The 26272-nt window shown below is 64.7% G+C and carries 23 protein-coding genes; 13 read left to right on the top strand and 10 right to left on the bottom strand.

Annotated elements, in window-relative coordinates; all coding sequences use genetic code 11:
• Positions 1-136: 136 nt before the first annotated feature.
• Positions 137-1729: a peptide chain release factor 3 gene (locus tag FJ967_RS19280; RefSeq protein ID WP_140733406.1), complete on the bottom strand. Its 1593-nt coding sequence runs from the start codon at positions 1727-1729 to the stop codon at positions 137-139.
• A gap of 140 nt (positions 1730-1869) precedes the next feature.
• On the opposite strand from FJ967_RS19280, the gene FJ967_RS19275 reads away from it, so the two are divergent.
• Complete coding sequence (locus FJ967_RS19275) at positions 1870-2943, top strand: FAD-binding oxidoreductase (protein WP_140733405.1); 1074 nt, start codon at positions 1870-1872, stop codon at positions 2941-2943.
• Between the two features lie 71 nt (positions 2944-3014).
• Here the strand turns inward: FJ967_RS19275 and FJ967_RS19270 are convergent, their stop codons facing one another.
• Positions 3015-3815, bottom strand: coding sequence for a class II glutamine amidotransferase (locus FJ967_RS19270; RefSeq protein ID WP_140733404.1), 801 nt, complete (start codon positions 3813-3815; stop codon positions 3015-3017).
• Positions 3816-3829: 14 nt separating this feature from the next.
• Positions 3830-4078: a DUF6356 family protein gene (locus FJ967_RS19265; RefSeq protein ID WP_140733403.1), complete on the bottom strand. Its 249-nt coding sequence runs from the start codon at positions 4076-4078 to the stop codon at positions 3830-3832.
• Positions 4079-4196: 118 nt separating this feature from the next.
• Between FJ967_RS19265 and FJ967_RS19260 the strand changes: the two genes are divergently transcribed.
• The 6 genes from FJ967_RS19260 (at position 4197) to FJ967_RS19235 (ending at position 8769) form a co-directional block, all read left to right on the top strand.
• Entirely contained in the window at positions 4197-4664 is a 468-nt protein-coding gene (locus FJ967_RS19260) for an Lrp/AsnC family transcriptional regulator (RefSeq protein WP_140733402.1), read from the top strand.
• A 96-nt stretch (positions 4665-4760) separates the two neighbouring features.
• The gene (gene dut, locus FJ967_RS19255; protein ID WP_140733401.1) at positions 4761-5246 is read left to right on the top strand and encodes a dUTP diphosphatase; all 486 of its coding nucleotides are present in this window, start codon (positions 4761-4763) and stop codon (positions 5244-5246) included.
• 40 nt (positions 5247-5286) lie between these two features.
• Complete coding sequence (locus tag FJ967_RS19250) at positions 5287-5946, top strand: HAD family phosphatase (protein ID WP_140733400.1); 660 nt, start codon at positions 5287-5289, stop codon at positions 5944-5946.
• A gap of 80 nt (positions 5947-6026) precedes the next feature.
• Positions 6027-6878: a hypothetical protein gene (locus FJ967_RS19245; protein WP_140733399.1), complete on the top strand. Its 852-nt coding sequence runs from the start codon at positions 6027-6029 to the stop codon at positions 6876-6878.
• 75 nt (positions 6879-6953) lie between these two features.
• Positions 6954-7757 (top strand): oxaloacetate decarboxylase, encoded by an 804-nt coding sequence (locus tag FJ967_RS19240; RefSeq protein ID WP_140733398.1) that lies wholly within the window; start codon positions 6954-6956, stop codon positions 7755-7757.
• A 13-nt stretch (positions 7758-7770) separates the two neighbouring features.
• Entirely contained in the window at positions 7771-8769 is a 999-nt protein-coding gene (locus FJ967_RS19235) for a proline racemase family protein (protein ID WP_140733397.1), read from the top strand.
• 4 nt (positions 8770-8773) lie between these two features.
• Here the strand turns inward: FJ967_RS19235 and FJ967_RS19230 are convergent, their stop codons facing one another.
• Positions 8774-9484: a sulfate transporter family protein gene (locus tag FJ967_RS19230; protein WP_140733396.1), complete on the bottom strand. Its 711-nt coding sequence runs from the start codon at positions 9482-9484 to the stop codon at positions 8774-8776.
• A 120-nt stretch (positions 9485-9604) separates the two neighbouring features.
• Positions 9605-10507: an EamA family transporter gene (locus tag FJ967_RS19225; RefSeq protein ID WP_140733395.1), complete on the bottom strand. Its 903-nt coding sequence runs from the start codon at positions 10505-10507 to the stop codon at positions 9605-9607.
• A gap of 255 nt (positions 10508-10762) precedes the next feature.
• Here FJ967_RS19225 and FJ967_RS19220 point away from each other — a divergent pair, with 255 nt between their 5' ends.
• Positions 10763-11755: an adenosine kinase gene (locus FJ967_RS19220; protein ID WP_140733394.1), complete on the top strand. Its 993-nt coding sequence runs from the start codon at positions 10763-10765 to the stop codon at positions 11753-11755.
• A gap of 270 nt (positions 11756-12025) precedes the next feature.
• Positions 12026-12718, top strand: a complete 693-nt coding sequence (locus FJ967_RS19215) for an antitoxin Xre/MbcA/ParS toxin-binding domain-containing protein (protein ID WP_140733393.1) — start codon at positions 12026-12028, stop codon at positions 12716-12718.
• A 64-nt stretch (positions 12719-12782) separates the two neighbouring features.
• Here the strand turns inward: FJ967_RS19215 and FJ967_RS19210 are convergent, their stop codons facing one another.
• Complete coding sequence (locus tag FJ967_RS19210) at positions 12783-15062, bottom strand: NADP-dependent malic enzyme (protein ID WP_140733392.1); 2280 nt, start codon at positions 15060-15062, stop codon at positions 12783-12785.
• A gap of 132 nt (positions 15063-15194) precedes the next feature.
• On the bottom strand, positions 15195-16388 hold the full coding sequence (locus tag FJ967_RS19205) for a glycosyltransferase (RefSeq protein ID WP_140733391.1): 1194 nt from the start codon (positions 16386-16388) through the stop codon (positions 15195-15197).
• Positions 16389-16549: 161 nt separating this feature from the next.
• On the opposite strand from FJ967_RS19205, the gene mutS reads away from it, so the two are divergent.
• Positions 16550-19318 (top strand): DNA mismatch repair protein MutS, encoded by a 2769-nt coding sequence (mutS, locus tag FJ967_RS19200; protein WP_140733390.1) that lies wholly within the window; start codon positions 16550-16552, stop codon positions 19316-19318.
• On the opposite strand, the gene FJ967_RS19195 is transcribed toward mutS, so the two are convergent.
• From FJ967_RS19195 to FJ967_RS19185, 3 genes are all read right to left on the bottom strand, one after another.
• Positions 19319-20164, bottom strand: coding sequence for an aldo/keto reductase (locus FJ967_RS19195; RefSeq protein WP_140733389.1), 846 nt, complete (start codon positions 20162-20164; stop codon positions 19319-19321).
• 90 nt (positions 20165-20254) lie between these two features.
• Positions 20255-20647 carry a DUF305 domain-containing protein gene (locus FJ967_RS19190; protein WP_140733388.1) on the bottom strand — a complete coding sequence of 131 codons (393 nt, stop codon included), beginning with the start codon at positions 20645-20647 and terminating at the stop codon, positions 20255-20257.
• Positions 20648-20690: 43 nt separating this feature from the next.
• Positions 20691-23198, bottom strand: coding sequence for a heavy metal translocating P-type ATPase (locus FJ967_RS19185; RefSeq protein WP_140733387.1), 2508 nt, complete (start codon positions 23196-23198; stop codon positions 20691-20693).
• Positions 23199-23391: 193 nt separating this feature from the next.
• Between FJ967_RS19185 and FJ967_RS19180 the strand changes: the two genes are divergently transcribed.
• The 3 genes from FJ967_RS19180 to FJ967_RS19170 all read left to right on the top strand — a co-directional run bounded on the left by FJ967_RS19180 (position 23392) and on the right by FJ967_RS19170 (position 26263).
• Positions 23392-24207, top strand: coding sequence for a glycosyltransferase family 25 protein (locus FJ967_RS19180; protein WP_140733386.1), 816 nt, complete (start codon positions 23392-23394; stop codon positions 24205-24207).
• Between the two features lie 317 nt (positions 24208-24524).
• Positions 24525-25328, top strand: coding sequence for a glycosyltransferase family 25 protein (locus FJ967_RS19175; protein WP_140733418.1), 804 nt, complete (start codon positions 24525-24527; stop codon positions 25326-25328).
• A gap of 131 nt (positions 25329-25459) precedes the next feature.
• Entirely contained in the window at positions 25460-26263 is an 804-nt protein-coding gene (locus FJ967_RS19170; protein ID WP_140733385.1) for a glycosyltransferase family 25 protein, read from the top strand.
• The last annotated feature ends 9 nt before the right edge of the window (positions 26264-26272 follow it).

Below are 26272 nucleotides of genomic sequence, written 5' to 3'. Positions count from 1 at the left end.
CCCCCTCCCCCCGAGGACCCGCTCAAGCAATAGCGTCTGTGGGCTGATAAGCACATTGCTTCCGGCTAGTCACGCCGAACAGCGAAAACGCCTGGACTTAAACTGGGATCATTCTGGCCGAGGGCGATGACCTTGATCAAGCCGCCTTGTCGCGGACCTGATAGTCCTTGATCGTGGCGAAGCGGATCGCCTTCCAGCGCTCGGCCTCGTAGTTCAGCGAAAAGGCGTGCTGGGCGAGGAACACCGGGTCGTTGTCAAGGTCGCGGGCGATGTCGCCGCGATGCGCCTCGATGAAGCGGCCGACTTCGGCCTTGTCGTCGGCCGAGATCCAGCGGCAGACCGAAAAGCGCGACATCTCGAACTCGACGGGAAGCGTGTATTCGAAATTCAGCCGCTCCTTCAGCACGTCGAGCTGCAGGGCGCCGACGACGCCGACGATGGCCGGCGAGCCGTCCTCGGGCGAAAACAGCTGGACGACGCCTTCCTCGGCCATCTGGTGTAGCGCTTCCTTGAGTTTTTTCGCCTTCATGGCGTCGCCAAGGCGAACACGGCGCAGGATTTCGGGGGCAAAGTTCGGCACGCCCCGGAACAGGATCTCCTCGCCCTCGGTCAGCGTGTCGCCGATGCGCAGCGTGCCATGGTTGGGGATGCCGACGACATCGCCGGCAAAAGCTTCATCGGCGGTGACGCGGGTGCGGGCAAAGAAGAATTGCGGCGCCGACAGGCTCATCGGCTTTCCCGTGCGCACCAGCTTGGCCTTCATGCCGCGCTCGAGCTTGCCCGAGCAGACCCGCACGAAAGCGATGCGGTCGCGGTGGTTGGGATCCATGTTGGCCTGGATCTTGAACACGAAGGAGGTCATCTTCTCCTCCGTCGCTTCGATCGTGCGCGTGTCGGCCTCCTGCGCGCGCGGCGGCGGGCCGAAGGCGCCGAGCGCCTCGATCAGGTCGCGCACGCCGTAATTGCGCAGCGCCGAGCCGAAATAGACCGGCGTCAGATGGCCCTCGCGAAAGGCCTCGATGTCGAGCGGCCGGCAGGCCTCGCGTGCGAGTTCCAGTTCCTCGATGAAGGCCTCGCGCTCATTGTCGGGCAACAGGCCGGCAACGCGGTTGGAATCGGGACCGTTGACCGGCGTCCGCTCCTTCTCGTCGTCGCCCCTGCGCACCGCGTTCAGCGCCAGGTGGTAGGTGCCGGAGAACGTCTTGCCTCGGCCGATCGGCCAGGTGATGGGAGCGGTGTCCAGCGCCAGCTTCTGCTCGATCTCGTCGAGGATCTCGAACGGGTCGCGGCTCTCGCGGTCCATCTTGTTGACGAAGGTGATGATCGGGATGTCGCGCAGCCGGCAGACCTCGAACAGCTTCAGCGTGCGCGGCTCGATGCCCTTGGCGGCGTCGATGACCATGACGGCGCTATCGACCGCCGACAGCGTGCGGTAGGTGTCGTCGGCGAAATCCTCGTGGCCGGGCGTGTCGAGCAGATTGAAGACATTGTCCTCATACTCGAAGGTCATCACCGAGGTGACGACCGAAATGCCGCGCTCACGCTCGATCTTCATCCAGTCGGACCGGGTCTGGATGCGATCCTTCTTGGCCTTGACCTCGCCGGCAAGCTGGATGGCGCCGCCGAACAGAAGCAGCTTTTCGGTCAGCGTCGTCTTGCCGGCGTCGGGGTGGGCGATAATCGCGAAGGTGCGGCGGCGCGATACCGCCTGTTCGATGTCTTCAGCCAATTTTTGGAATCCTGTCTGTGGCGCGGGCTTCTAGCAGCGCTTTTCCGGCCTGTCGAACAGATTTGACCTGATCGACAGGCCGGCGCTTGAGATAGTCCGGACATGATGGCATCAAAAGCCGCTGTTTCTTGGAGACCCGCATGAGCACCGCCAGGGAAGTCATCGTCATCGGCGCCGGCATCATCGGCGCCTCCATTGCCTGGCATCTGACAAGGGCCGGCGCCAGGGTAACGGTCATCGCCGACAGCGAGGCCGGTGGTGTCGCGACGCCGAATTCGTTTGGCTGGATCAATGCCAGTTGGGGCAATCCGGAGCCGTATTTCCGGCTGCGCAGCCGCGCCATGGCCGAATGGACGCGGCTGGCGCGAGACTTGCCCGGCCTGCCACTTAGCTGGTGCGGGGGCCTATGCTGGGACCTGTCGGCAGCCGACATGGAAACCTACGCCACGCAGCATTCATCCTGGGGCTACGGCATCGAGCGGGTCGATCGCGCACAGGCCGCTCGTATCGAGCCGAACCTCGCCGAGCTTCCGGATTTCGCCCTGCATGTCGCCGAAGAGGGCGTCGCCGAGCCTGTCGCGTCCACGAAAGCCCTGTTGGCGGACGCGGAGCGGCATGGCGCGCGCATCACCTCCAGCACGGTGACGGCACTCGCCCAGGCCGATGGCAGGGTCAGCGGCGTCGACACATCGCACGGGCTGATCGCCGCCGACGAGGTGGTGATCGCGGCCGGTGTCGGTTCGCCGGACATTGCCGCGACGGCCGGGATCACGCTGCCGATCGAGACGCTGCCCGGCCTGATCGTCCATTCGCGGCCATGCAAGAAGCTGCTCAACGGGCTGGTGCTGGCCGAGCGGCTGCACATGCGCCAGACCGCCGAGGGCCGCGTCATCGCCGGCTCGGATTTCGGCGGCGCCGATCCGGGCATGGATGCCGAAGCGACCGCCCGAGAGTTGTTCGCGGTGCTGAAAGCCGGCCTGCGCGGGGGTGAGGCGTTGGAACTGGATTTCCATACGACCGGCTACCGGCCAACGCCTGTCGACGGCTTCCCGATCATCGGCCGCGCCGAGGGCTTGGACGGCGTTTACATCGCGGTCATGCATTCCGGCATCACGCTGGCGCCGGCCGTCGGCCTGTTCGCGGCGCAAGAAATCCTTGCCGGCGAGCGCGATCCCCTGCTGGCGCCTTACGGGCTGGAGCGGTTTGCCCAATAGCGAGGCTGTTTGGGAGGGTGGCACTGTACGGCGCCCGCGACGTTGCCGCACTTCGTGCAACTCGACAAAGCCTATCCGGCCAGCGCCAGCTTCGCTGCGGTCGGAGCGAATGGCCGAATGTTGATGCCGTCCCTGGTCATGGTGACGAAGCTCGACGGCGGGATCGCCTGCCAGTCGCCGCCCTCGCGGTCGAAGGGCTCGGAGACGATGCAGCGGCCGGCGCCCTTGCGGAAGATGGACGTGTAGAGCGTCGGCGCGTGGGCGTCCGTGGCATAGCGCACCGCATGGAGTGCCTGGCCGTCCGAGAAAGCGGCGGTCAGCTTCAGCGCCGGCTCGAGACCTGCTCGGCGCGAAGCTTCGATCACGCGGCTGGTGGCACGCGACACCGCTCCTTGCGGGTCGGCCGAAAGGCCTTCGTCGATCATGAGCAGAAAAAACAGCTCGGAATCCGTGGTGCCTTCGCGCTGGTCGAAGACGGCGTCGGACAGCGAATTCTCAAGCACGCGGCGGATTTTCTCGAAACCGCCGATCTGGCCGTTGTGCATGAACGACCAGCGGCCGGATATGAAGGGGTGGCAGTTCATGCGGCTGGTGGCGCCGCCGGTCGAAGCCCGGACATGGGCAAGGAACAGGCCGGATTTGATCTGCCGGCAGAGACTCTTCAGATTGGGGTCCGACCAAGCCGGCAGGATGTCGCGGTAGAGGCCGGGCTCGGGCCTCTCGCCATACCAGGCGAGACCGAAGCCGTCGCCATTGGTCGGCGACTTGGCCTCCTGGGCACAGTGGCTCTGGGCGATCAGCGAGTGACAGGGCGCCGTGAGGATGTCTTCGAGAAAGACCGCTTCACCGAGATAGGCCGCCCACCGGCACATCGCTTTGTCGTCCTCTAGGCACGATCGGCTAGCGCCGCCGGCGCTTCGAGCGTGTGATTGCCTCTGTTGTGCGTCCGCTCGTAGAGCTCGCGGATGATTCGGCTCGCGGTAGTCTCGAAGAGAAATGGCAAGAAAGCGTGAACGAGCGCTGCCCCCGCGGCCATCAACAGTCGCGACGAAAACCAGGCGGCGAAGGCCATATGGCCGAAATAGGTTTCGCCGACCTTGGCCGGATGCGAGGTGAAGATGCTTGCGAGCGACATGCTGGTCCCCTTCAGCGCTGGAGCTTCCTGAATATGAGTATCCTGACATGCTCGTCCGGTTCATCTATCTCAATCCATCCTTGTTTTTTGATCGTTCTTGGGACAAGTATCCCACGGTATGGCTGATATCGACGAAATTGACCGAAGATTGCTGGCGGAGCTGCAACGCGACGGCACTTTGTCGGTCGACCAGCTGTCTGAGCGGGTCTCGCTTTCACGCAATGCCTGCTGGCGCCGGGTCAAGCGGCTCGAGGAGGATGGCGTCATCACCGGACGCGTCGCGCTGGTCGATGCCGAGAAGGTCGGGCTCGGGCTTTCCGTGTTCATCCTGATCCGAACCTCCAATCACGATCCGGACTGGCTGCAGAAATTCCGCGCGGCGGTGACCGGCTTGTCCGAAATCACCGGCGTCTACCGCATGTCCGGCGATCTCGATTATGTCTTGCGCGCCCGCGTCGCCGACGTGAAGGCCTATGATCGGCTCTACCAGCGGCTCATCGCCAAGGTGGCGCTGTCGGATGTTTCGGCCTCCTTCGTGATGGAGGAGATCAAGGAGACGACGGTGGTGCCGATGGAAGTGCGTTGAGCCGTCCTCGGGCCATAGTGATGCCCGAAAGAAAGCCGTTGATAGCGTTGCGGGCGAATTGACCGAATCGGCAATCGCGCCGATAGGATCGATTTTATGCGCGCAGCCCTCCAAACTCCTTCCGTCATCGGTCCAACCGTCGGCTTCGTCAGGTTGCCGCATGGTGAAGGACTTCCGCTTCCCGCCTATGAAAGCGCCGGTGCCTCCGGCATGGATTTGCGCGCGGCGGTGCCGGAAGACCGGCCGCTTCTGATCCTGCCCGGCAAGCGCGCCCTGGTGCCGACAGGGCTGATCCTGGAAATTCCAGAAGGCATGGAAGGCCAGGTGCGGCCACGTTCCGGCCTCGCCTTCAAGCATGGCCTTACCGTCCTCAATTCGCCCGGCACGGTCGACAGCGACTATCGCGGCGAAGTGAAGGTGCTGCTGGTCAATCTCGGCGACGAGGACTTTGCCGTGACGCGCGGCATGCGCGTCGCACAGATCGTTTTCGCCGCAGTGACGCAGGTGGCGGCGGAGGAGCGCTCGCTCGCCGGCGGCACGGCGCGCGGCGCTGGCGGCTTCGGATCGACCGGCACCGCCTGATAGCCAATCCCCTGATAGTCAATCCCTGACACCCAATCCAATGTCCTTGCCGAAACTTGTCATCTTCGACTGCGACGGGATCCTGGTCGACACAGAGAACCTCGCCAACCGGCGGCTCGCCGAATGGCTTGTCGCTTCAGGCTATCCAACGACCTTCGAATACTGCCGCAAGAATTTCTCCGGCCGCAGCATGGTCTCGGTGCAAAAAGAGATCGAGGAGACGACCAGCGTGAGGCTGGGCGCCGACTTCGTCGACCGCTGGAACGCCGGCCTGCCGGATCTGTTCGCCCATGGTGTCGAGGCGATCCCCTATGTCCGGGAATTCATCGAGGCGGTGCGCGCGGCCGGCGTCGCCTATTGCGTCGCCACCTCGGCCAGGATTTCGAAGATGCACATCACGCTCGGCCAGACTGGGCTGCTGCCGCTGTTCGAGCATGCGATGTTCAGCGCCACCATGGTGTCGCGCGGCAAGCCGTTTCCCGACCTGTTCCTGCACGCGGCCCGCACCATGGACTTTGCGCCCGCCGACTGCATCGTCATCGAGGACAGCGTCGCCGGCACCCAGGCCGGCATCGCCGCCGGCATGCGGGTGTTTTCCTATCATGCCGATCCCTTTTCCGATCGCGATGGCCTGGTCCAGGCCGGCGGCATTCTTTTCGACGACATGCGCCAACTCGCCGGGCTGGTGCCGATCCACTGATTGGTGGCCGGATGGCCGGCTGCGCGGCCCTTCAAGCCGTGCTAGTTTCGTGTGAGCTTGCGGCGGGGACGATCTCGAACATGTCAGGACTTTTGCATCGGCTCGGCTTCGCCTGCCTGTTGCTGCCATTGCTGTTCAGCGCGGCCGGCGCCCAGGACGCCGCCAGCCCGGATATCGGCAAGCCCATCGATGGTCACGCCGATACCACCTATGCCGATCTTGTCAGAATGGTCGTTCCGGATCTGACTGCGAAGGATGACTATTATGTCGGCTCCTCGCCGATCGAGATGCGGCACATTGCCGGTCCCGAAAACGACAGTTCGCCGCCGGAAGCGACGAGCATTTTCAACCCGACCGTGCTTTCCATAAAGGCTGGCGGCAAGGACCGGCTGGCCATGCTGGTCGACCTTGGCGAGTCGCCCGACAGTGCTGAAGGCTATGCGGTGCTGGCGCTTTACGATCTCACCAGCAAACCGAAGCTGCTCGATGCCGTCAATGTGGCGACCGATCGCTTCACTTTCTTTCGCCACCCCGCCAAACTCTCGCTCGGCGCCGGCGACGATGCGCTGATGATCTCCAGCACGCATTTCAACTCGAGCCAGGGCTATATGTCGACGCCGGTCATCCTGGTGCGCAACGACCGTTTCGAATTGATCGACATCATCTACACGCTCGACGAGAATGACTGTTCCTACAGACGCTCGCAGAACCTGGCTTTCCAAGCGCTGGGCGACGGCCAGCCCTATGCGGCGATCAAGGCCACCATCTCGGACAAGACCACGCCGAACGAAGAGGATTGCGGCGAACCGCCGCCGCCGGCGGCCTCCAGCGACATTTCGGTGACCTACCGCTGGGACCAGAAGACATCGCGCTACGTGGCGGATTCCGACGCCTTCGACAAATTGTCAGCAGAGAACGAGAAACGCTTCTGAACCAATCGCATTCGTTTGCCCGGCCGGAAACGGCGCGCTAGCATCCGTCCCAACACTCGATATGGGGGAGCATTCATGGACAAGGGCAAGATCTTTCGCGACCTGCATGCCTCGACCTTCGTCATGCCCAATCCCTGGGATCCGGGCACGACGAAGCTGCTCGCTTCGTTCGGCTTCAAGGCATTGGCCACGACCAGTGCCGGCTTTGCCTTTTCGCGCGGCCTGCCGGATGGCGCGGTCACCTTCGACCAGATGATCCATCACTGCCGCGAGGTGACCGCGGCAACGGAGCTGCCAGTTTCGGCCGATCTCGAGAAGGGCAAGGGCGACAGCGCCGAGCAGGCGGCCGAGACCATTTTCGCGGCGGAGGCAGCCGGGCTTGCCGGTTGCTCGATAGAGGACCACACCGGCGATGCCGACAAGCCGATCTATGAGTTCTCGCACGCGGTGGAACGCGTGGCGGCGGCGGCCGAAGCGGCGCGGGCGCTGAAGCGCGATTTCGTCTTCACCGCGCGGGCCGAGAATTTCCTGTGGGGCAAGTCCGATCTCGACGACACGATCAAGCGCCTGCAGGCTTTCGAGAAGGCCGGCGCCGACGTGCTCTATGCGCCGGGAATCGGCGACGTCGAGATGGTGCGGACCTTGTGTTCGGCGGTCGGCAAGCCCGTCAACGTGATGGCGCGGCCGGGCTTCACCATCGCCGACCTTGCCATGGCCGGCGTGAAGCGGATTTCGCTCGGGCCATGGCTGACCAATTTCGCCTATGGCATGCTGGAGACGGCGGCGCGCGAGATCCAGCAGGACGGCACGTTCGGCTTCACCCGCGCCGCCATGCCGTTCGGCAAATTGCAGGCGCTCTACGGCAAATCGCAGGGTTGAAAGAGACCATCGCATGGCATTGACCGTTGTCGACATGCACACCGGTGGCGAGCCGCTCCGGATCGTCACCGGCGGCTATCCGGCCATTCCGAAGGGCACCATCCTGGAAAAGCGCGCCTATGTGCGCGACAATCTCGATCATCTGCGCAAGCTGCTGATCTTCGAGCCGCGCGGCCATTACGACATGTATGCCGCCCTGCTGGTCGAGCCCGATCTGCCAGGCGCCGACCTTGCCGTGCTGTTCATGCACAATGAGGGCTATTCCACCATGTGCGGCCACGCCATCGTCGCGCTCGGCCGTTACGCCATCGACGAAGGGCTGGTGGCGAAGCAGGAACCGTTCACGTCAGTCAATATCGAGGCGCCGTGCGGGCTGGTCGTCGCCTCGGTCGAGGTCAAGGACGGCAAGGCGGGCGCGGTATCGTTCGAAAGCGTGCCGGCCTTCCTGTTTGCCCGCGACCGGGAGGTCCAACTGCCCGGATATGGCAGGATCGGATTCGATGTCGCCTATGGCGGCGCCTTCTATGCGCTCGCCGACTGCCATCAGTTCAGCCTGGAATTCGGCCGCGACCGGGTGCGCGACTTCGTCGACGCGGCCACCGCGCTGACGGACAAGCTCAAGGCCGAATTCCCGCTTTCGCATCCCGACCATGCCGATCTCGCCTTCCTCTACGGCACCATTCTGACCGATGGCCGCGACGCGTTTTCCGGTGCGGTGACGAAGAATGTCTGCGTGTTCGCCGACGCCGAGGTCGACCGCTCGCCGACCGGTTCCGGTGTCACCGCCCGGCTGGCGGCCATGCTTGCCAAGGGCCAGATCGCGATTGGCCAGACGCGCACATTCGAGAGCATCGCCGGCTCGTGCTTTTCGGGTGCGGTGGCGCGCACGACGAAGGCCGGACCACATGAAGCGATCGTCGCCCGCGTCGGCGGCCGTGCCTATTATTGCGGACGCGCCGAATTCACCGTCGAACCGGATGACGAACTGGGGCGCGGATTCCTCTTACGCTGAAGGCTCAGCGGCGCACCGCACGGGCCGCTTCCCGGGCCGAGACCGCCTTATGCAGATGCACCATCATGGCGGCGGCGAAGAGCGGCGTCAGCAGGTTGAGCAGCGGCACGGCGAGGAAGGCCGCGATCACCAGACCGGCGAGGAACACCGTGCCGGCATAATGCCTGCGCAGAGCCCTGGCTTCCTCCTCGGGCCGAAAGCGCATGGCGGCGAATTCGAAGAATTCACGTCCGAGCAAATAGCCGTTGACGATGAAGAAGGCGGCAATGTTGATGCCCGGTACCAAAAGAAGCATCAACGCCACGATGTTGCCCAGGATGACGACGCCGAAGAATTTTACCGCCAGCACCAGCGAGCGCAGTGCCGGCATGGCGCGCCCGGCCGGGTCGGCGGGATAGTCGGTGCGCTCGACCACTTTAGCGACATCGTCGAGGAACAGGCCGGCGATCACGGCCGTGACCGGGGCGACGAGCAGCGCCATGCCGAAGGCCAGCGCGATCGCCGCGACGATGCCGCCCAGCCAGCCGGCCCAGGAGGGCATGCCCGGCAACAATGTCTGCAGCCACGGCAGGGCCAGCCATTCGACGAGGCTGGTCAGGCCGAGCCAGAGAGCGACCAGCGCCAGAAGGGTCAAGCCGAGCGTCTTGATGAAGACGGCGCGAAAGGGCGGCGAGAGCAGCTCCAGGGCCGCAGTGCGGGCAGCGTCGAAAATCACCGTGCTTCAACCCCAGGTCAGCGGACGCCGCCGCAAGGCAGTACGCCTTGGAGATAGGCCGTGCGGCCCGCATGCACAAGCGCCGGCGGTTGCTTGGCTTTTCACCCGCTCGAAATCGGCTTATCGGGCGAAGGCCGGCTTGCGGACCGGTATGGTCATGGCCGCCACCCCGGCGACGACAAAACCCATGCCGAACCACGCCGTCGGGCCCAGGCTTTCGCCGAGAAAGACGGCGCCGATGCCGACGCCGATCGGTACGCGCAGATAGGCCTGCGACGTCGTGCCGACCGATCCTAGCGTGTGGATGAGGCGGAAATAGATGACGAACGCCAGCGCGGTGGAAAACACCGACAGGCCGAGCAGGGCCAGGATCGAAGCGGTCGACGGCGCCAGTGTCCAGGGTTGGTCGACCACCAGGCTAAGCGGCACCAGGATGACGGCGCCGCACAACATGGAGCCGGCGGCCGGAAGCATCGGATCGAGCCCCTTGAAGTTCCGCCCGAAAATGGCGGCACCGGCATAGCAGATCGTCGCAGCGACGATGGCGATCTGTGCCCAGAGCTGGTGGCCGATGCCGCCAAGCGCCTGCGTGCCGACGATGAGGCAGATGCCGGCAATTCCGGCGCCGACGCCGACCAGCTTGCGCGCCGTCACCGGCTCGTGGCGGGTGATGAGCGCGGTGAGCAGGAAAGTGAAGATCGGCGAGGTGGCATTGAGGATGGTGGCAAGGCCGGCGTCGACCGAGCGTTCGGCGGCGGCGATCAACGTGAACGGCACGACGCTGTTGAGGCAGGCCTGGAAGGCGAAGCGGCGCCATGTGGCCGCGTCACCCGGCATGGCAAGCCCGCGCCAGCGGATGATGGCGAACAGAATGGCGCCGGCGATCAGGGTGCGGGCGGCAATGAAGGTGATTGGCGGGATGGTCTCGACGCCGATCTTGATGAAAGTGTAGGAGGCCCCCCAAAGCACCGCCAGCGGGCCAAGCAGCGCCAGGTCGGTGGTCGTGTCGTTCTTGGCAGGCATGGCTGGCGCCTTCGGACGGTGATCGCGGAAACGCAGATGTAGGTAACATCGCCAGGAAATGTTTCGGCCACGGTCGAATTGTCGTAGCGCCTGGCTGTCGTGGCGAGGACAGAAAATCGGTTGCCATTTTTCAGGGTCATGCTGTAGACCCGCGCGGGCATGGCAGGAAGCCGGCTCTCTCTTTGTTCGCAATTCCTATGGGAAAACCGCTAAGCACTTTCCTGGAATTGCTCGGGGTTTTTGGTGGAGACATTGATGCCGGATTATGATGTGCTTTGCATCGGCAATGCGATTGTCGACATCATCGCCCAGTGCGAGGAGGAATTCCTCGAGACCAACGGCATCATCAAGGGCGCGATGAATCTCATCGATACGCAGCGCGCCGAACTGCTCTACAGCCGCATGGGCCCGGCGATCGAGGCCTCCGGCGGCAGCGCCGGCAACACGGCGGCCGGCGTCGCCTCCTTCGGCGGACGCGCCGCCTTCTTCGGCAAGGTCTCCAACGATGCGCTGGGCGAAATCTACGCGCATGACATCCACGCGCAGGGCGTCGCCTTCGACACCAGGCCGCTCCAGGGCGAACCGCCGACGGCGCGCTCGATGATCTTCGTCACCCCCGATGGCGAGCGCTCGATGAACACCTATCTCGGCGCCTGCATCGAGCTCGGACCTGAAGATGTCGAGGCCGACAAGGCGTCGGGCGCCAAGGTCACCTATTTCGAAGGTTATCTCTGGGATCCGCCGCGCGCCAAGGAAGCCATCCGGCAGACGGCAAGACTGGCGCACGCGGCCGGCCGCGAAGTGTCGATGACCTTGTCGGACTCGTTCTGCGTCGACCGCTACCGCGACGAGTTCCTCGACCTCATGCGCTCCGGTACCGTCGACATCGTCTTCGCCAACAGCCACGAGATCAAGTCGCTCTACCAGACATCGTCGTTCGACGAGGCGCTGGCGCAGATCCGCAAGGACTGCAAAATCGCGGCGGTAACCCGCTCCGAAAAAGGCTCGGTCATCGTGCGCGGCGACGAAACCGTCGTCATAAAGGCGACCGCCATCAAGGAACTGGTCGACACGACCGGCGCCGGCGATCTCTACGCCGCCGGTTTCCTGCACGGCTACACGCAGGGACGCGACCTGCAGACCTGCGGCGATCTTGGCTCACTGGCGGCCGGACTGGTGATCCAGCAGATCGGCCCAAGGCCGCGGCAGAATCTGCGCAAGGAAGCCGAGCAGGCGGGACTGCTCTAGCGGCGGAGCCGCCGATCTCCCCCTTCGCCGAAAATCCGCGGGCCTGATTGCCCCGCGCATCGTCGCGCAATTGTCACATAGCGCTCCTACACGAAAATGAGAGCGTGCCGTGACTGACATTTCGGCTCGCTCATCGGGGTGTGTGGCAATGCAGGACAGCAACCTTTCGGGTCGCTGCATCTGGTGCCGTTGCGCTTTCCACTTTCAGCCATAGCCGTTCAACAACGGCCGTGGCTGAGGGAGGAGAGCGCGCGGCCAGAAGACAGATGCATGACCAGATTTCAGACTAAGACGACCGGCATCACGCAGGACGATTTCGCCGACATGGTCGCGGAAAAGGTCGAGCGGGCGCTTGCCCACTATGACGAGGCCATCAACGGTCCCACCATGGTCTCGGTCGGCAAGATCGCCGGTTCCATAGCGTCCGCCGTCACCTTGCTGTCGCCCAAGCACCAGCGCGCCATCGACGCCATTCATGCCGACCTTCCCGGCCTTGCCTCGAAATTCGTGCGCGCGCTCGCCGCGGAAGCGGCGCGCCGCGGCGAAGCCGGCGCCATCGGAACGACGACGCTCGCGGCACAGGCTGAAACCCTGGCCGCGCTGCCCCCGCCCGACGACCTGGAATCGATGCTGATCGAAGACTGGGCCGGCCGTGTCGCCGGCTCGACCTATCTGGAGGAAAACCTGCGCATCGCCCGCTCGACCCTGCATCGGTGGCAACGGCGCGGCGATGTCATCGCGCTGCGCAAGGGCGGCCGCAAGCACGTCTTCCCGCTGGCGCAGTTCGTTGACGGCAGGCCGGTCGCCGGCATCAGCGAGGTGCTGGACCTCATCGGCAATCCAAGGCTGGCATGGCTGTGGCTGACACGCCCGGCCGCGCAGCTCGACGGGAGAATTCCGATCGACCTGCTGCGGGCGGATCAGGTCGAAGAGGTGGTCGCGGCGGCGCGGGCCCCGGACTGAAATCGGTACCGTGCTTCGGGCCGGCTAACGCGCGAGACTTTCGCAAGCTTAGCGCATCGCCCCCTCAAGTCCCCGCCGTATAAGCCGCGATTGCCGCCATGTTGACGATGTCGCTGTCCTTCGCGTTCAGCGACACGATCTGCACCGGCTTGTTCAGCCCGACCAGCAGCGGGCCGATGACGGTCGAGCCACCGAGTTCCTGCAGCATCTTGGTCGAGATCGAGGCGGAGTGGAACGCCGGCATGATCAGCACGTTGGCCGGGCCGGTCAGCCTTATGAACGGATATTGCGCCATGGCGCGGGCGTTAAGCGCGACGTCGGCGGCCATCTCACCGTCATATTCGAAATCGACGCGGCGCTTGTCCAGGATACGGACCGCTTCCTGGACGCGCTCGGAGCGTTCTCCCTGCGGGTGGCCGAAGGTCGAGTAGGCGAGCATGGCGAGCCTTGGCTCGTAGCCCATGCGACGGGCGAAGCCGGCTGCCTCCTCGGCGATGTCGGCGATCTGCTCGGCGTTCGGCATGTCGTGCACGGCGGTGTCGGCGACGAGAACGGTCTTGCCCCGTGCCAGCACGATCGACACGCCGATGACGCGGTGGCCGGGCTTGGCGTCGATGACACGTCTGATGTCGTCGAGCGCGGTGGAATAGTTGCGGGTCACGCCGGTGACGATGCCGTCGGCGTCGCCCAGCGCCACCATGCAGGCGGCGAAATGGTTGCGGTCGTTGTTGATCAGGCGCTGGCAGTCGCGGAACAGGAAGCCTTTGCGCTGCATGCGCTCGTAGAGATAGTCGGTGTAGATCGAATTGCGGCGCGACAGGCGCGCATTGATGATCTCGATGCCTTGCTTGTTCAGGTCGATGCCGGCGTGCCTGGCGTTCTCCTTGATGACGTCGTCGCGGCCAAGCAGGATGGCGGTGCCGAGCCGCTGGTTCACATAGGACACGGCGGCGCGCATCACCTGCTCCTCCTCGCCTTCGGCGAAGACGATGCGCTTGGGCTGGCGGCGCACGCGGTCGTAGATGCGCTGCAAGGTCGAGGCGATCGGGTCGCGGCGGGCGGAAAGCTCCTGCGCGTAGCGGTCAAGGTCGAGTATCGGCTTGCGGGCGACGCCCGAATCCATCGCTGCCTTGGCCACGGCTATCGGGATCGCCGAGATCAGGCGCGGGTCGAACGGCACCGGGATGATGTAGTTGGGGCCGAATTTCGGCCGGTTGCCCTGATAGGCGGCGGCGACGTCGTCGGGCACGTCCTGGCGCGCCAGCTCGGCCAGCGCGCGTGCCGCGGCGACCTTCATGTCGTCATTGATGGTGGTGGCCCTGACATCCAGCGCGCCGCGGAAGATGTAGGGAAAGCCGAGCACGTTGTTGACCTGGTTGGCGTAATCGGAACGCCCGGTCGCCATGATGGCATCGGTGCGGATCTCGGCCACTTCCTCCGGGGTGATTTCCGGATCGGGATTGGCCATGGCGAAGATGATCGGGTTCTTGGCCATCGACTGCACCATGGCGGTGGTCAGCGCGCCCTTGGCGGAAAGGCCGAGGAAGACGTCGGCGCCGTCGAGCGCCTCGGCGAGGCTGCGCGCGTCGGTCTTGACCGCGTGCGCCGACTTCCACTGGTTCATGCCTTCGGTGCGGCCCTGGAAGACGACGCCCTTGGTGTCGCACAGGATGATGTTCTCGGGCGCGAAGCCCATCGCCTTCATCAGTTCGATACAGGCGATGCCGGCCGCACCGGCCCCATTGCAGACCAGCTTGGTGGTCTTCATGTCGCGGCCGGTGATCTCCAGCGCGTTGATCAGGCCGGCGGCGGATATGATGGCGGTGCCGTGCTGGTCGTCATGGAAGACAGGTATGTCCATCAGTTCGCGCAGGCGCTGCTCGATGATGAAGCATTCCGGCGCCTTGATGTCCTCCAGGTTGATGCCGCCGAAGGAGGGGCCGAGGAAGCGCACGCAGTTGATGAACTCGTCGGCGTCCTCGGTGTCGACCTCGAGATCGATGGAATCGACATCGGCGAAGCGCTTGAACAGCACCGACTTGCCTTCCATCACCGGTTTCGAGGCCAGCGCGCCGAGATTGCCGAGGCCAAGGATAGCGGTGCCGTTGGAGATGACGGCGACCATGTTGCCGCGCGTCGTGTAGTCGAAAGCGCGGCTCGGGTCCTCGGCGATGGCGCGCACGGGCACGGCGACGCCAGGCGAATAGGCGAGGCTCAGATCGCGCTGCGTCGTCATCGGCTTGGTGGCGACGATCTCCAGCTTGCCGGGCCGGCCCATGGCGTGGAATTCGAGCGCTTCCTGCGCGCTGACGGACGGACCGTTGTTCTCGGTTTTCCTGGCCATGATGCTTTTGATTTCCTCGCCGGTGCGGCACCTCCTTGAAGCGGGTGCCTGTGTGGTTCCGAATTAAGACCACGCGCCGCCGCGTGTAAACCACGAAGCTCGGCAAAGCTGCTTCAAGACGGATAAGGCCGGTCAAGACCTGTCCCGCGCCGCCCCGCATGCCATGATTTCATGCGCATGCTGGCGGGCCGTCGCCCATCGCCGCAGCGTCCTGGTCCCGGGGAACGGCCATCGCGATAAAGGCGGCCGGCTGCTTCCCATCCGCTCGAACAGTTCGGACAGGAACTGCATGAGTTGCCGCCTTTGCGGTTCGACCTTTGCCAGCGTGCGGTTGCGTATCTCCTCACGCGGGATGGCGCGGTCGCGCAGCGTCTCGACGGCTCGCCGGATGGCCGCTGGATCGGGGTCGGCAAGGATGCAGTAGTCCGGATCGAAGAAGACGTCGCGGCCGCCGATGCTGGGCGTGCTGACCACCGGCAGGCCGGCCATCAGATATTCCATGCTGGAGCACATGGCGCCTTCCGCCGCCGACAGGCAGAGCCCAACCGCCGCCTGGTTGTAGACGCGATTGACCTCGCGCGGTTCCAGCCGGACGGGCAGGCCGTCGGCGACCGGATTGGCGATGCGATGCAGCGGCGATTGCGCCTGCAAGCGGCGGAGGAAGGCACGGTCGCCGGCGCGCGGCAACTCACCGATCGAAAAGGTGATATGGGCGAGCCTTTCAACATCGAAGGCCAGGTAGTGGCGCTTGGTGTGCGAAATGCGGCCATTGTAGACGGCGTCGAATTCGACGGGCACATCCGGCAAAGGCCGAAAGATGTCTTCGCTGACCATCAGATTGTGGTTGGAGAAGATCGCGGTGCCTCCGGCGGCGGCGACCAGACGACGTTCCTCTTCGGTGTTGCAAAGAAAGATCAGCTCGTGAAGCGGAAAGCGCTCGCGGTACCAGGCGAGATCCCGGCCAAGTCTTGCGACGACATGCGGCCGCTCCAGCGTCCAGCTCGGCATCAGCAGGAACGCCGCCCGGCGCGAGGCCAGGCGACGGCCGATTGCCGCGACCGAGTTGAGCGGACGCGCGCCACCGATGGGCGTGTAGATCACCAGCGGATCGTGGCTGAGCACGTGGAGCGCCAGCCGAATGCCGCCGTCCAGGCCCGACAGCGGACCGCTGAGCGGCAACACGAAAGGAAGGTGCTTGGCCGCCCTGAACCTGAGCTTGCCCAACCGTTTACTGGCGTGGCGGGCTGTCCTGAGCCAGAGCCGCTCGAGCGCCGAATCGATCGGCCCCACCATTTCCTCGAACGTTTCGTGCCCGTCCCTGTCCATGACCCCAGCCGTCATACCCCCAAGACCACAAATATTCGCGATCACCGCTTCGGGCAATGCAGTGCAAACAGCCGGCTGATGACGGATGACCCCGGTCTTCCCCTGCTTTTCGGGGCCGCCGGCATTAAACCCGGCTGCCACATCTGCTAGCGTGCCGCGCCATGAACATGCATAGCCCCAACGAGCCCGACGCCCCCGAGGCGATGACGCCGATACAGCCTGGCACGGCTGGCGTGACGCCGATGATGGAGCAGTTCATCGAGATCAAGGCGGCGAATCCGGATTCGCTGCTGTTCTACCGCATGGGCGATTTCTACGAGCTGTTCTTCGACGATGCCGAGAAGGCGAGCCGGGCGCTGGGCATCGTCTTGACCAAGCGCGGCAAGCATCAGGGCCACGATATCCCGATGTGCGGCGTGCCGGTGCATGCGGCCGACGACTATCTGCAGAAGCTGATCGGCCAGGGATTCCGTGTCGCCGTCTGCGAGCAGATCGAGGACCCGGCCGAAGCCAAGAAGCGCGGTTCCAAATCGGTGGTGCGCCGCGATGTGGTGCGTCTGGTGACGCCGGGCACCATCACCGAGGACAAATTGCTGGCGCCGTCGGAATCGAGCTTCCTGATGGCGCTGGGGCGGGTGAAGGGCGGCAGCGATCCAAGAGGTGGGGAGCGCGGCAGCGCGACAGGGAACCAGGGAAGCTTTGCAATTGCCTGGATCGACATCTCGACCGGCGCCTTCCGCGTCGCCGAGACCACCGCCGACCGGCTGCTGGCCGACATATTCCGTGTCGATCCGCGCGAACTGATCGTTGCCGAGCCGGTGTTCTACGATCCCGAGCTGAAACCGGTCTTCGACGTCATCGGCCGCGTCGCCAGCCCGCAGCCGCCGTCGCTGTTCGATTCGGCGTCTGCCACCGGGCGCATCGCGCGCTTCTTCGATGTGGCGACGCCGGACAGTTTCGGCACGTTTTCGCGCGCCGAACTGTCGGCGATTTCGGGCGCCATCGCCTATGTCGAGAAGACGCAGAAGGCCGAGCGGCCGCCGCTGTCGCGCCCCGAACGCGAGGAGCAGGGCTCGACCTTGTTCATCGACCCGGCGACGCGCGGCAATCTCGAGCTTTTGCGCACGCTGTCCGGCAGCAGGGAAGGTTCTCTGTTCAAGGCCATCGACCGCACGGTGACCGGCGGCGGCGCCAGGCTGCTCGCCGACCGGCTGATGGCGCCCCTGACCGACCCCGCCGGGATCGGCGCGAGGCTCGATTCGGTGTCGTTCTTCCGTTCCGAGGTCAGGACCTGCCAGGCGGTGCGGGCAAGCCTGAAGAGCGTCGCCGACATGCCGCGCGCGCTGTCCCGGCTGGCGCTCAACCGCGGCGGCCCGCGCGACCTCGGCGCACTGCGCGCCGGCTTCGAGGCGGCGGGCGCCATCGCCGAGATCTTTGCGGCGACCGCCCTGCCCCAAGAATTAGCCGATGCAATGGCGGCGATCCAGGCACTGCCCAAGGCCCTTATCCGGCACCTCACCCAGGCGCTCGGCGAGGAGCTGCCGCTGCTCAAACGCGACGGTGGTTTCGTTCGCGGCGGCTACCATGCCGAACTGGACGAGATGCGGGCGCTGCGCGACGAGTCGCGAAAAGTCATTGCCGGGCTGGAGCGCTCGCTGATCGAGGAGACCGGCATCCGCTCGCTGAAGATCCGGCACAACAATGTGCTCGGCTACTACATCGAGGTGACCGCCAACCATCATGCCATCATGACCGGCAGCGACGGGGCCAAGGCGCGCTTCATCCATCGCCAGACCATGGCCAACGCCATGCGTTTCACCACGACCGAGCTCGCAGGGCTGGAGACCAGGATCGCCAATGCCGCCGACCGCGCGCTGAGCATCGAGCTCGCCGCCTTCGACACGCTGACGGCGGAGGCGGTCGGCGAGGCCGAGGCAATCCGTGCCGGCGCCGACGCGCTCGCCGTGCTCGACGTGTCGGCGGCGCTCGCGCTTCTGTCGGAAAGCGAGGCCTGGTGCCGGCCGGTAGTGGATTCCAGCCTTGCCTTCGAGATTTCCGGCGGCCGGCACCCGGTGGTCGAACAGGCGCTGCGCCGTTCGGGCGAAGGCCCCTTCGTCGCCAATGATTGCGACCTGTCGCCGGAAGGCAGTGCGAAGAACGGCGCGATCTGGCTGCTGACCGGCCCAAACATGGGCGGCAAGTCGACATTCCTGCGGCAGAATGCGCTGATCGCCATCCTGGCCCAGACCGGCTCCTTCGTGCCGGCGACGTCAGCCCATATCGGCGTCGTCGACCGGCTGTTCTCTCGGGTCGGCGCCTCCGACGATCTGGCGCGCGGCCGCTCGACCTTCATGGTCGAGATGGTCGAGACCGCCGCCATCCTCAACCAGGCCGGCGAACGCGCGCTGGTGATCCTCGACGAGATCGGCCGCGGCACCGCTACGTTCGACGGCCTGTCGATCGCCTGGGCGGCGGTGGAATATCTGCACGAGAAGAACCGCTGCCGGGCGATCTTCGCCACCCATTTCCACGAAATGACCTCGCTCGCCGGCAAGCTGGCGCGGCTTCACAACGTCACCATGCGGGTCAAGGAATGGGAAGGCGACGTCGTCTTCCTGCACGAGGTCGGCAAGGGTGCCGCCGACCGTTCCTACGGCGTGCAGGTGGCCCGGCTCGCCGGCCTGCCGGAAGCGGTGGTCGACCGGGCCAAGGCGGTGCTGCACCAGTTGGAGGAAGGCGAGGTCTCCGGCAAGACCAACAGGCTGGTCGACGACCTGCCGCTGTTTTCGATCGCGATGAAGCGCGAAGCGCCGAAGCCGGCGAAGAGCGATGCGCTCGGCGCGGCACTCGGCGAGATCAATCCCGACGAGATGACGCCGCGCGAAGCACTGGAGGCGCTCTACCGGCTGAAGGGCCTGGCGGGGAAATAGTCAGATCATCTCCAGTCCGCGCTTGCGCGTCGGTGGTGGGAAGGCGCGGTCGAGATCCGCTAGGTCATCCGGCGTGAGCTTGATGTCCAGCGCGGCGAAATTCTGGCGGAGATGCGCCTGGCTGCTGGCCTTGGGAATGGCGATGACGCCGTCCTGATGCATCACCCAGGCCAGCGCGATCTGCGCCTCGGTCGCACCGTGGCGGGCGGCGACCGCGGCGAGGCGGGCATTGCGCGCCAAGGCACCCTGCTCCACCGGCGAATAAGCCATCAACGGGATGCCGCGTTTTCTCATCCAGGGCGCCAGATCGAATTCCGGGCCGCGCCTGACCAGATTGTAGAGGACCTGATTGGTCTGGACGTTGCCGCCATCAGGCAAGCCGGCCAACTCCTCCATATCGTCGGTGTCGAAATTGCTGACGCCCCAATGACGGATCTTGCCAGCCTTCTTCAGGGCCTCGAAGGCCTCGACTGTCTCGGTCAACGGCACGCTGCCCGGCCAATGCAGGAGATAGAGATCGATGCGGTCGGTGGCGAGGCGCTTCAGGCTGTTTTCGCAGGCCCGCCGCACGCCGGCGCGCGAAGCGTTGGAGGGCAGCACTTTGGAGACCAGGAAGGTTGCATCGCGGCGCCCCGCGATGGCTTCCGCCACCACCTCTTCGGCCCCGCCGCCGGCATACATTTCGGCGGTGTCGATCAGTGTGACGCCGAGATCGAGGCCTAGCCTGAGTGCATTCACCTCGTCGGCGCGGCGGCGAGAATCTTCGCCCATCTTCCACGTGCCCTGGCCGAGAACGGGCATGGCCTCGCCGACCGGCAGCATGGTGGTTCTGATGCTCGATGGCATGGCGGGCCTCCAGTTGAGGCCGGATCGCATCACAGGCCGGGCGAGAAATCCAGAGCGTTCTCGCCGCAGCCTCTTGCGATGCCTGGAAGCTTACTTCACCGGATGGGCGGCGAGCCACTCCTGCATCTGCTTGATCTCGGCTTCCTGGGCGGCGATGACGCCCTCGGCCAGCTTGCGGATTTCGGGATCCTTGCCGTTCGCGAGCTCGACCTTGGCCATGTCGATGGCGCCCTGGTGATGCGGGATCATGCCACGGACGAAATCGACATCGGCATTGCCGGTATATTGCGAGGCCATCATATCGGCATGCATCTTGTCCATCGCCGCCTTGTAGCCTTCGGTCGAAGGACTGGTGGCATCCGTCGTCATGCCGGCCATGTCGTGTTTCATCTCCTCGCTTTGCGCCGGAACGCTTTCGAGGAAGACGGCGAGCAGCATTCCTGCCGCCATCAGCAACAGCACGAGTTTCTTAGCCAAGGTCATTCAAGGTCTCCTGTTGGTTGGATTTCGTATTTGGGGGTTGATCTCAGAGTTTCAACGTCCGTAGCCGCAAGGCGTTGGCGATGACGGATACGGAGGACAGGCTCATCGCCGCCGCCGCCAGCATCGGCGACAACAGCATGCCGGTGAGCGGATAGAGCACGCCTGCCGCGACCGGCACGCCAAGCAGGTTGTAAAGGAAGGCAAAGAACAGGTTCTGCCTGATGTTGCGGATGGTCGCCTGGGCCAGGGTGCGGGCGCGCACGATACCGTTGAGGTCGCCCTTCACCAGAGTGATACCGGCGCTTTCGACCGCGACATCGGCGCCGGTGCCCATGGCGATGCCGACATCGGCGGCGGCGAGCGCGGGCGCGTCGTTGACGCCGTCGCCGGCCATGGCAACGCCGGTGCCCTTGCCGCGCAGTTCATCGACGAGCGCTGCCTTCTGTTCCGGCAACAGACCCGCACGGACCTCGTCGATGCCGAGCCTCCTGGCGATCGCGTTCGCCGTGCGCTCATTGTCGCCGGTCGCCATGACGATCCTGAGCCCGCTGTCGTGCAGTGCCTTGATCGCCTCGGCGGTGGTCGCCTTGACGGGATCGGCGACGGCAACGACGCCGGCCAGCTTGCCGTCGACGGCGACGAACATCGCCGTCTTGCCATCGGCCTGCAGTGCTTCCACGCCGGGCAGGAGCCCGGAAACGTCGATGGCGAGGTCGGCCATCATCGCGGCATTGCCGAGCGCGACCTTCTTCTTCGACACCGTCCCGGAAACCCCCTTGCCGGTAACCGCCTCGAAGCTGCCGGCCTCGGCAATCTCCACGCCGCGCTGCCGCGCGCCGTCGACGATGGCCTCGGCCAGCGGATGTTCCGACCCTTTTTCCAGGGTCGCGGCGAGCCCCAGCAATTCGTTTTCGGAAATGCCCGGCGTAGCGACGACATCGGTCAATTTCGGCCGGCCCTCGGTGAGCGTGCCGGTCTTGTCGACGATCAGCGTGTCGACGGAGGCGAAGCGTTCGAGTGCGGCGGCTTCCTTGATCAGCACGCCGGCGTGCGCCCCGCGCCCGGTAGCGGTCATGATCGACATCGGCGTGGCGAGGCCAAGCGCACAGGGGCAGGCAATGATCAGCACCGAAACCGCCGAGACGAGGGCGAAGATCAGGCTGGGTTCGGGACCGAAGACCGCCCAGGCGGCGAAGGCGGCGATCGCGACCAGCACGACGGCCGGGACAAAGTAGAAGGAAACCCGGTCGGCCAGGCCTTGAATCGGCGCCCGCGAACGCTGTGCCTTGGCGACGAGTTCGACAATGCGCGACAGCGTGGTCTCGGCGCCGATCCGCTCGGCGCGCATGATCAGCGAGCCGTTTTTGTTGAGCGTGCCGCCGGTGAGCGAGTCACCGTCGACCTTCTCGACCGGCAGCGGCTCGCCGGTGATCATGGATTCGTCGATGGAGGAGCGTCCTTCGAGCACCGTGCCGTCGACCGGCACGGCGTCGCCCGGCCGGATACGCAGGCGATCGCCGGTTTTGACATCGTCCAGCGCCACATCGGTCTCGGAGCCATCCTCTGCGATCCGCCGCGCGGTCTTCGGCGCGAGATCGAGCAAAGCGCGAATCGCCGACCCGGTCTTTTCGCGAGCCCGCAGTTCCAGGACCTGGCCGAGGAAGACCAGCGCGACGATGACCGCGGCAGCCTCGAAATAGACCGGCATGGCACCGCCGTGGTCACGGAACTGGTGCGGGAAAATCTCCGGGAAGAGCGTGGCGACGACGCTGTAGATGTAAGCGGCACCAACGCCGAGCGAAATCAGCGTCCACATGTTCGGGCTGCGGTTGACGATCGAATCCCAGCCGCGATGGAAGAAGGGCAGCGCCGCCCACAGCACGACGGGGCTCGCCAGGGCCAGTTCCAGCCAGATCTTCGTCCGGTCTTCGACAAAGGCCTCGAACGTCAGGCCCAGCATCGGCGCCATGGCAATGACCAGCAACGGCACGGACAGCACGGCGCTGACCCAGAACCGCCTGGTGAAATCGACCAGTTCAGGATTCGGCCCCTCGTCGCCCGTCGGTACGCCCATGGGCTCCAGCGCCATGCCGCAGAGCGGGCAGGAGCCGGGCTTGTCGCGAACGATTTCCGGATGCATCGGGCAAGTGTATTGCGTGCCCTTGGGCATCGGCGCAGGCGCCGGACGGTCGCCGAGATAGGTTTGCGGCGCGGCCTCGAACTTCGCCTTGCAGCCGGCGGAGCAGAAATAGAAACCCCGGCCTTCATGGCGGACAAAATGCCTGGCGTCGGCGCGGCCGACGCTCATGCCGCAGACGGGGTCGGTGGCCGTCATGTAGGTTTCCGGCTCGGCCTGGAACTTTGTACGGCAGCCCTCGCTGCAGAAATGATAGAGGCGGCCGCCATGCTCTGATGTCGGCTTGCCGGCCGCCGGATCCACGGTCATGCCGCAGACCGGATCGCGCAGAACTGCATTGGCGCCGGCGCCTTTCGGCGCACAACAGCCGCCATGCGAACCATGTGCGTGGTGGTCATGGTCTGAGTGCGTCATTCCAAAATGCCTCGATGTCACTGCTTCGACCCCGAGGTAGTGCTTCCAGTAACTGGAAGGTCAAGGGCCGTTTTGATTTTCCAAATTTCCGGCACCGGCAAATCGCTCTAAGACCCCCTGCACAAAGGCATAGCTCATGCTAAAACTTTGCTTGCTAACACTCCCTGCGGCGTCACGCTCATCCCGGTCGGCAATGAAGTGCCTTGTCATAAACCTCGATCGGTCCCCGGATCGGCTTGCCCACATGAGAGGCGAATTCGACCGTATCGGCGTTGCGTTCGAGCGGGTCGTGGCTGTCGACGGTTACAGCCACCCCGAGCTCGAACAGCAACCTCAGCATCCGATTTACGGACGCCGGCAACTGTCGAGCAGCGAAATCGCTTGTCTGCACAGCCATCGCGCCTGCTGGTCGATCCTGGTGCAGAACGATGCCCGCTATGGGGCCATCTTCGAGGACGACGTGGTCTTCTCGGCCAATGCCGGACGGTTGCTTGCCGACAGCGCCTGGATTCCGGCCGGTGCCGACATCGTCAAGCTGGAGACGTTCTTCCGCAAGACCATGATCCACCGTATGAGGACCTCCGCCGGTCATGGTTTCTCGCTGTTCAGGCTCTGCCGGTTCCATCCGGGAACCGGCGGCTACATCATCTCTCGGCAGACCGCGCGGGACCTCCTCGAGGCGACCGAAAAGATCAATGTGACCGCCGATGACCTGGTCTTCAATCCGGCGTTCTCGAGCCTGCCCGGCAAGACGATATACCAGCTTGTCCCGGCGCTCTGCGCACAGGGCCAGTTCCTGAGTTCCATGGCGGCGGGATTGCCAAGCCTGCTCGACTCCGAGCGCGAAACCAAATGGGCTGCCAGCGGATTGGCGGAAAAACGCCGGCGGGCGACGGCTGAAAGGTTCAGGACCGAGATCGGGCGGATCGTGGAATGGGTCGTCGATTTCTGCAAGTTGCGGCGGCGGACAATCATCCCTCTCGATTCGCCTGGACCCAGGGACCAGTAGCAAGACCTGTTCCAGACCCCATGCGCGGGCGCCGCAAAGCCGGCGGAACGCCCCACCCAGAGAATCGACGCCGACATCGCGCCAAGATCAGCTCGAGCAGCTGTCTTGAATTTCGTCCGGCGGCCGGCGGTGCGGCAGTAGAAACCCTATCCTGTTCGCCCCGAGCCATGGCATTGGCTCAGTAGACCGAAGTTCAAAGAGCCGCCTCGGCGTACAAAATTCATCTCAGTGCACGGTTCTCCGCTGCATTCGACAATCAGGGGCTCTTCACCTATCAGTGGCGGCATCAGCTCACCAACATGAAGATTTCGCCTGACATGAAGCGCCTGGTCATCAATCTCGATCGCTCTCCCGACCGGCTTGCCCATATGATCGCCGAGTTCGCCCGCATCGGCACGGCCTTCGAGCGGATCGCGGCAGTCGATGCAAGACAACATCCCGACCTGGTGCTGCAACCCCAGCATGCCCGCTACGCAACACGGCGCCTCTTCGGCAGCGAGATCGCCTGCCTGCACAGCCACCGCGCCTGCTGGACCATTATCGCGCAGGACGAGGCCCCCTATGGCGCCGTGTTCGAGGACGACATCGTGTTTTCTGCGAAGGCCGGCGCGCTGCTCGCCGATACGGGTTGGGTTCCGGCCGACGCCGACATCGTCAAGCTGGAGACATTCTTCCAAAGAACGGTCATCCATCGCGCAACCATCTCCGTCGGCCATTGTTTTTCGGTATCCAGGCTGCGCAAGAACCACATAGGATCCGGGGGCTACCTGCTCTCCAGGCAAGCGGCACGCGACCTTCTGCAGGCGAGTGCCGGGGTCAACGTGGCGGTGGACAGTCTTCTCTTCGATCCCGCATTCAAAACGGCAGCCGGCAAGACGATCTACCAGCTTGTCCCCGCGCTCTGTGCCCAGGACCAGTTCCTGCGCAACAGCTTGCCAAGCCTGCTCAATCTGGAACGGCAAGCCGAGTGGGTCGCAAGCGGGCACTCCACAAAGCGCCGAAAGCCGTTGGTCGAGAAGGCAAGGGTGGAAGCCAGGCGGGCAGCCGAGTGGATCATCGACCACTGCAGGCTGCGACGGCATGCGATCATTCCCCTCGATCCACCCGAAGCGGGGCGATAGATCTCCTGCCGAATCGCCGGCATGCTCATGCTCTGCTAAGCAAATCCGCCCAGAAATAGTCCGTGATCCCCGGGACTTCGCATGCTAGACGGCGCCGGCGATCCGCTGAACGGCAGTGCTGGCGTCCGAATATGAAGTGCCTGGTCATCAATCTCGATCGTTCAGCCGACCGGCTCGCCCACATGACCGCCCAGTTTGCCCGCATCGGCGTCACCTTCGAGCGTGTCGTGGCGGTTGATGCAAGCCAACATCCGGACCTTGTGCTGCAACGCCAGCACGACCTTTACGCCGAGCTGCGCCTGTCGGCCAGCGAGATCGCATGCCTGCACAGTCATCGCGCCTGCTGGGCCATCATTGCGCGGGACGACGCGCCCTATGGCGCCGTGTTCGAGGATGACATCGTGTTTTCGGCGAGAGCCGGGGCGTTGCTCGCCAATCCGGGCTGGATTCCGGCCGATGCCGACATCGTCAAGCTCGAAACAAGCTTCCATACGACCGTGATCCAGCGGGAAAGGATTTCCGTCGGCCACGGCTTTTCGGTGTTCAGGCTGCGCAAGAACCATATCGGGGCCGGTGGCTATCTGCTTTCCAGACAGGCGGCTCGCGACCTTCTGCACGCGACCGCCGAGACCAACGTGGCGGTGGACAATCTCATCTTCGATCCAGCTTTCGCGATCTCGTCGGGCAAGACGATCTACCAGCTCGTTCCCGCGCTCTGTGCGCAGGATCAGTTCGTCGATGACAAGTTGCCGAGCCTGCTCCAGCCGGGGCGGGAGGCCAGTTGGGCAGCAAGCGGGTTTGCTGGTCGGCGCAGGCCGCCGCTCATGGCGCGAATCAGGCGCGAGGCGTGGCGGACGGCACGGTGGATTGCCGATTTCTGCAGATTCCGCCGACAGATCGTCGTTCCCTTCGATCCGATCCAGGCAAACGACTAGTTGGCGGCC

Origin of the sequence: Mesorhizobium sp. B2-3-4 (assembly GCF_006442315.1) — a bacterium.
GTDB lineage: Bacteria > Pseudomonadota > Alphaproteobacteria > Rhizobiales > Rhizobiaceae > Mesorhizobium.
Note: the sequence above shows the minus strand (reverse complement) of the source record. Positions and strands in the feature narration are given on the sequence as shown.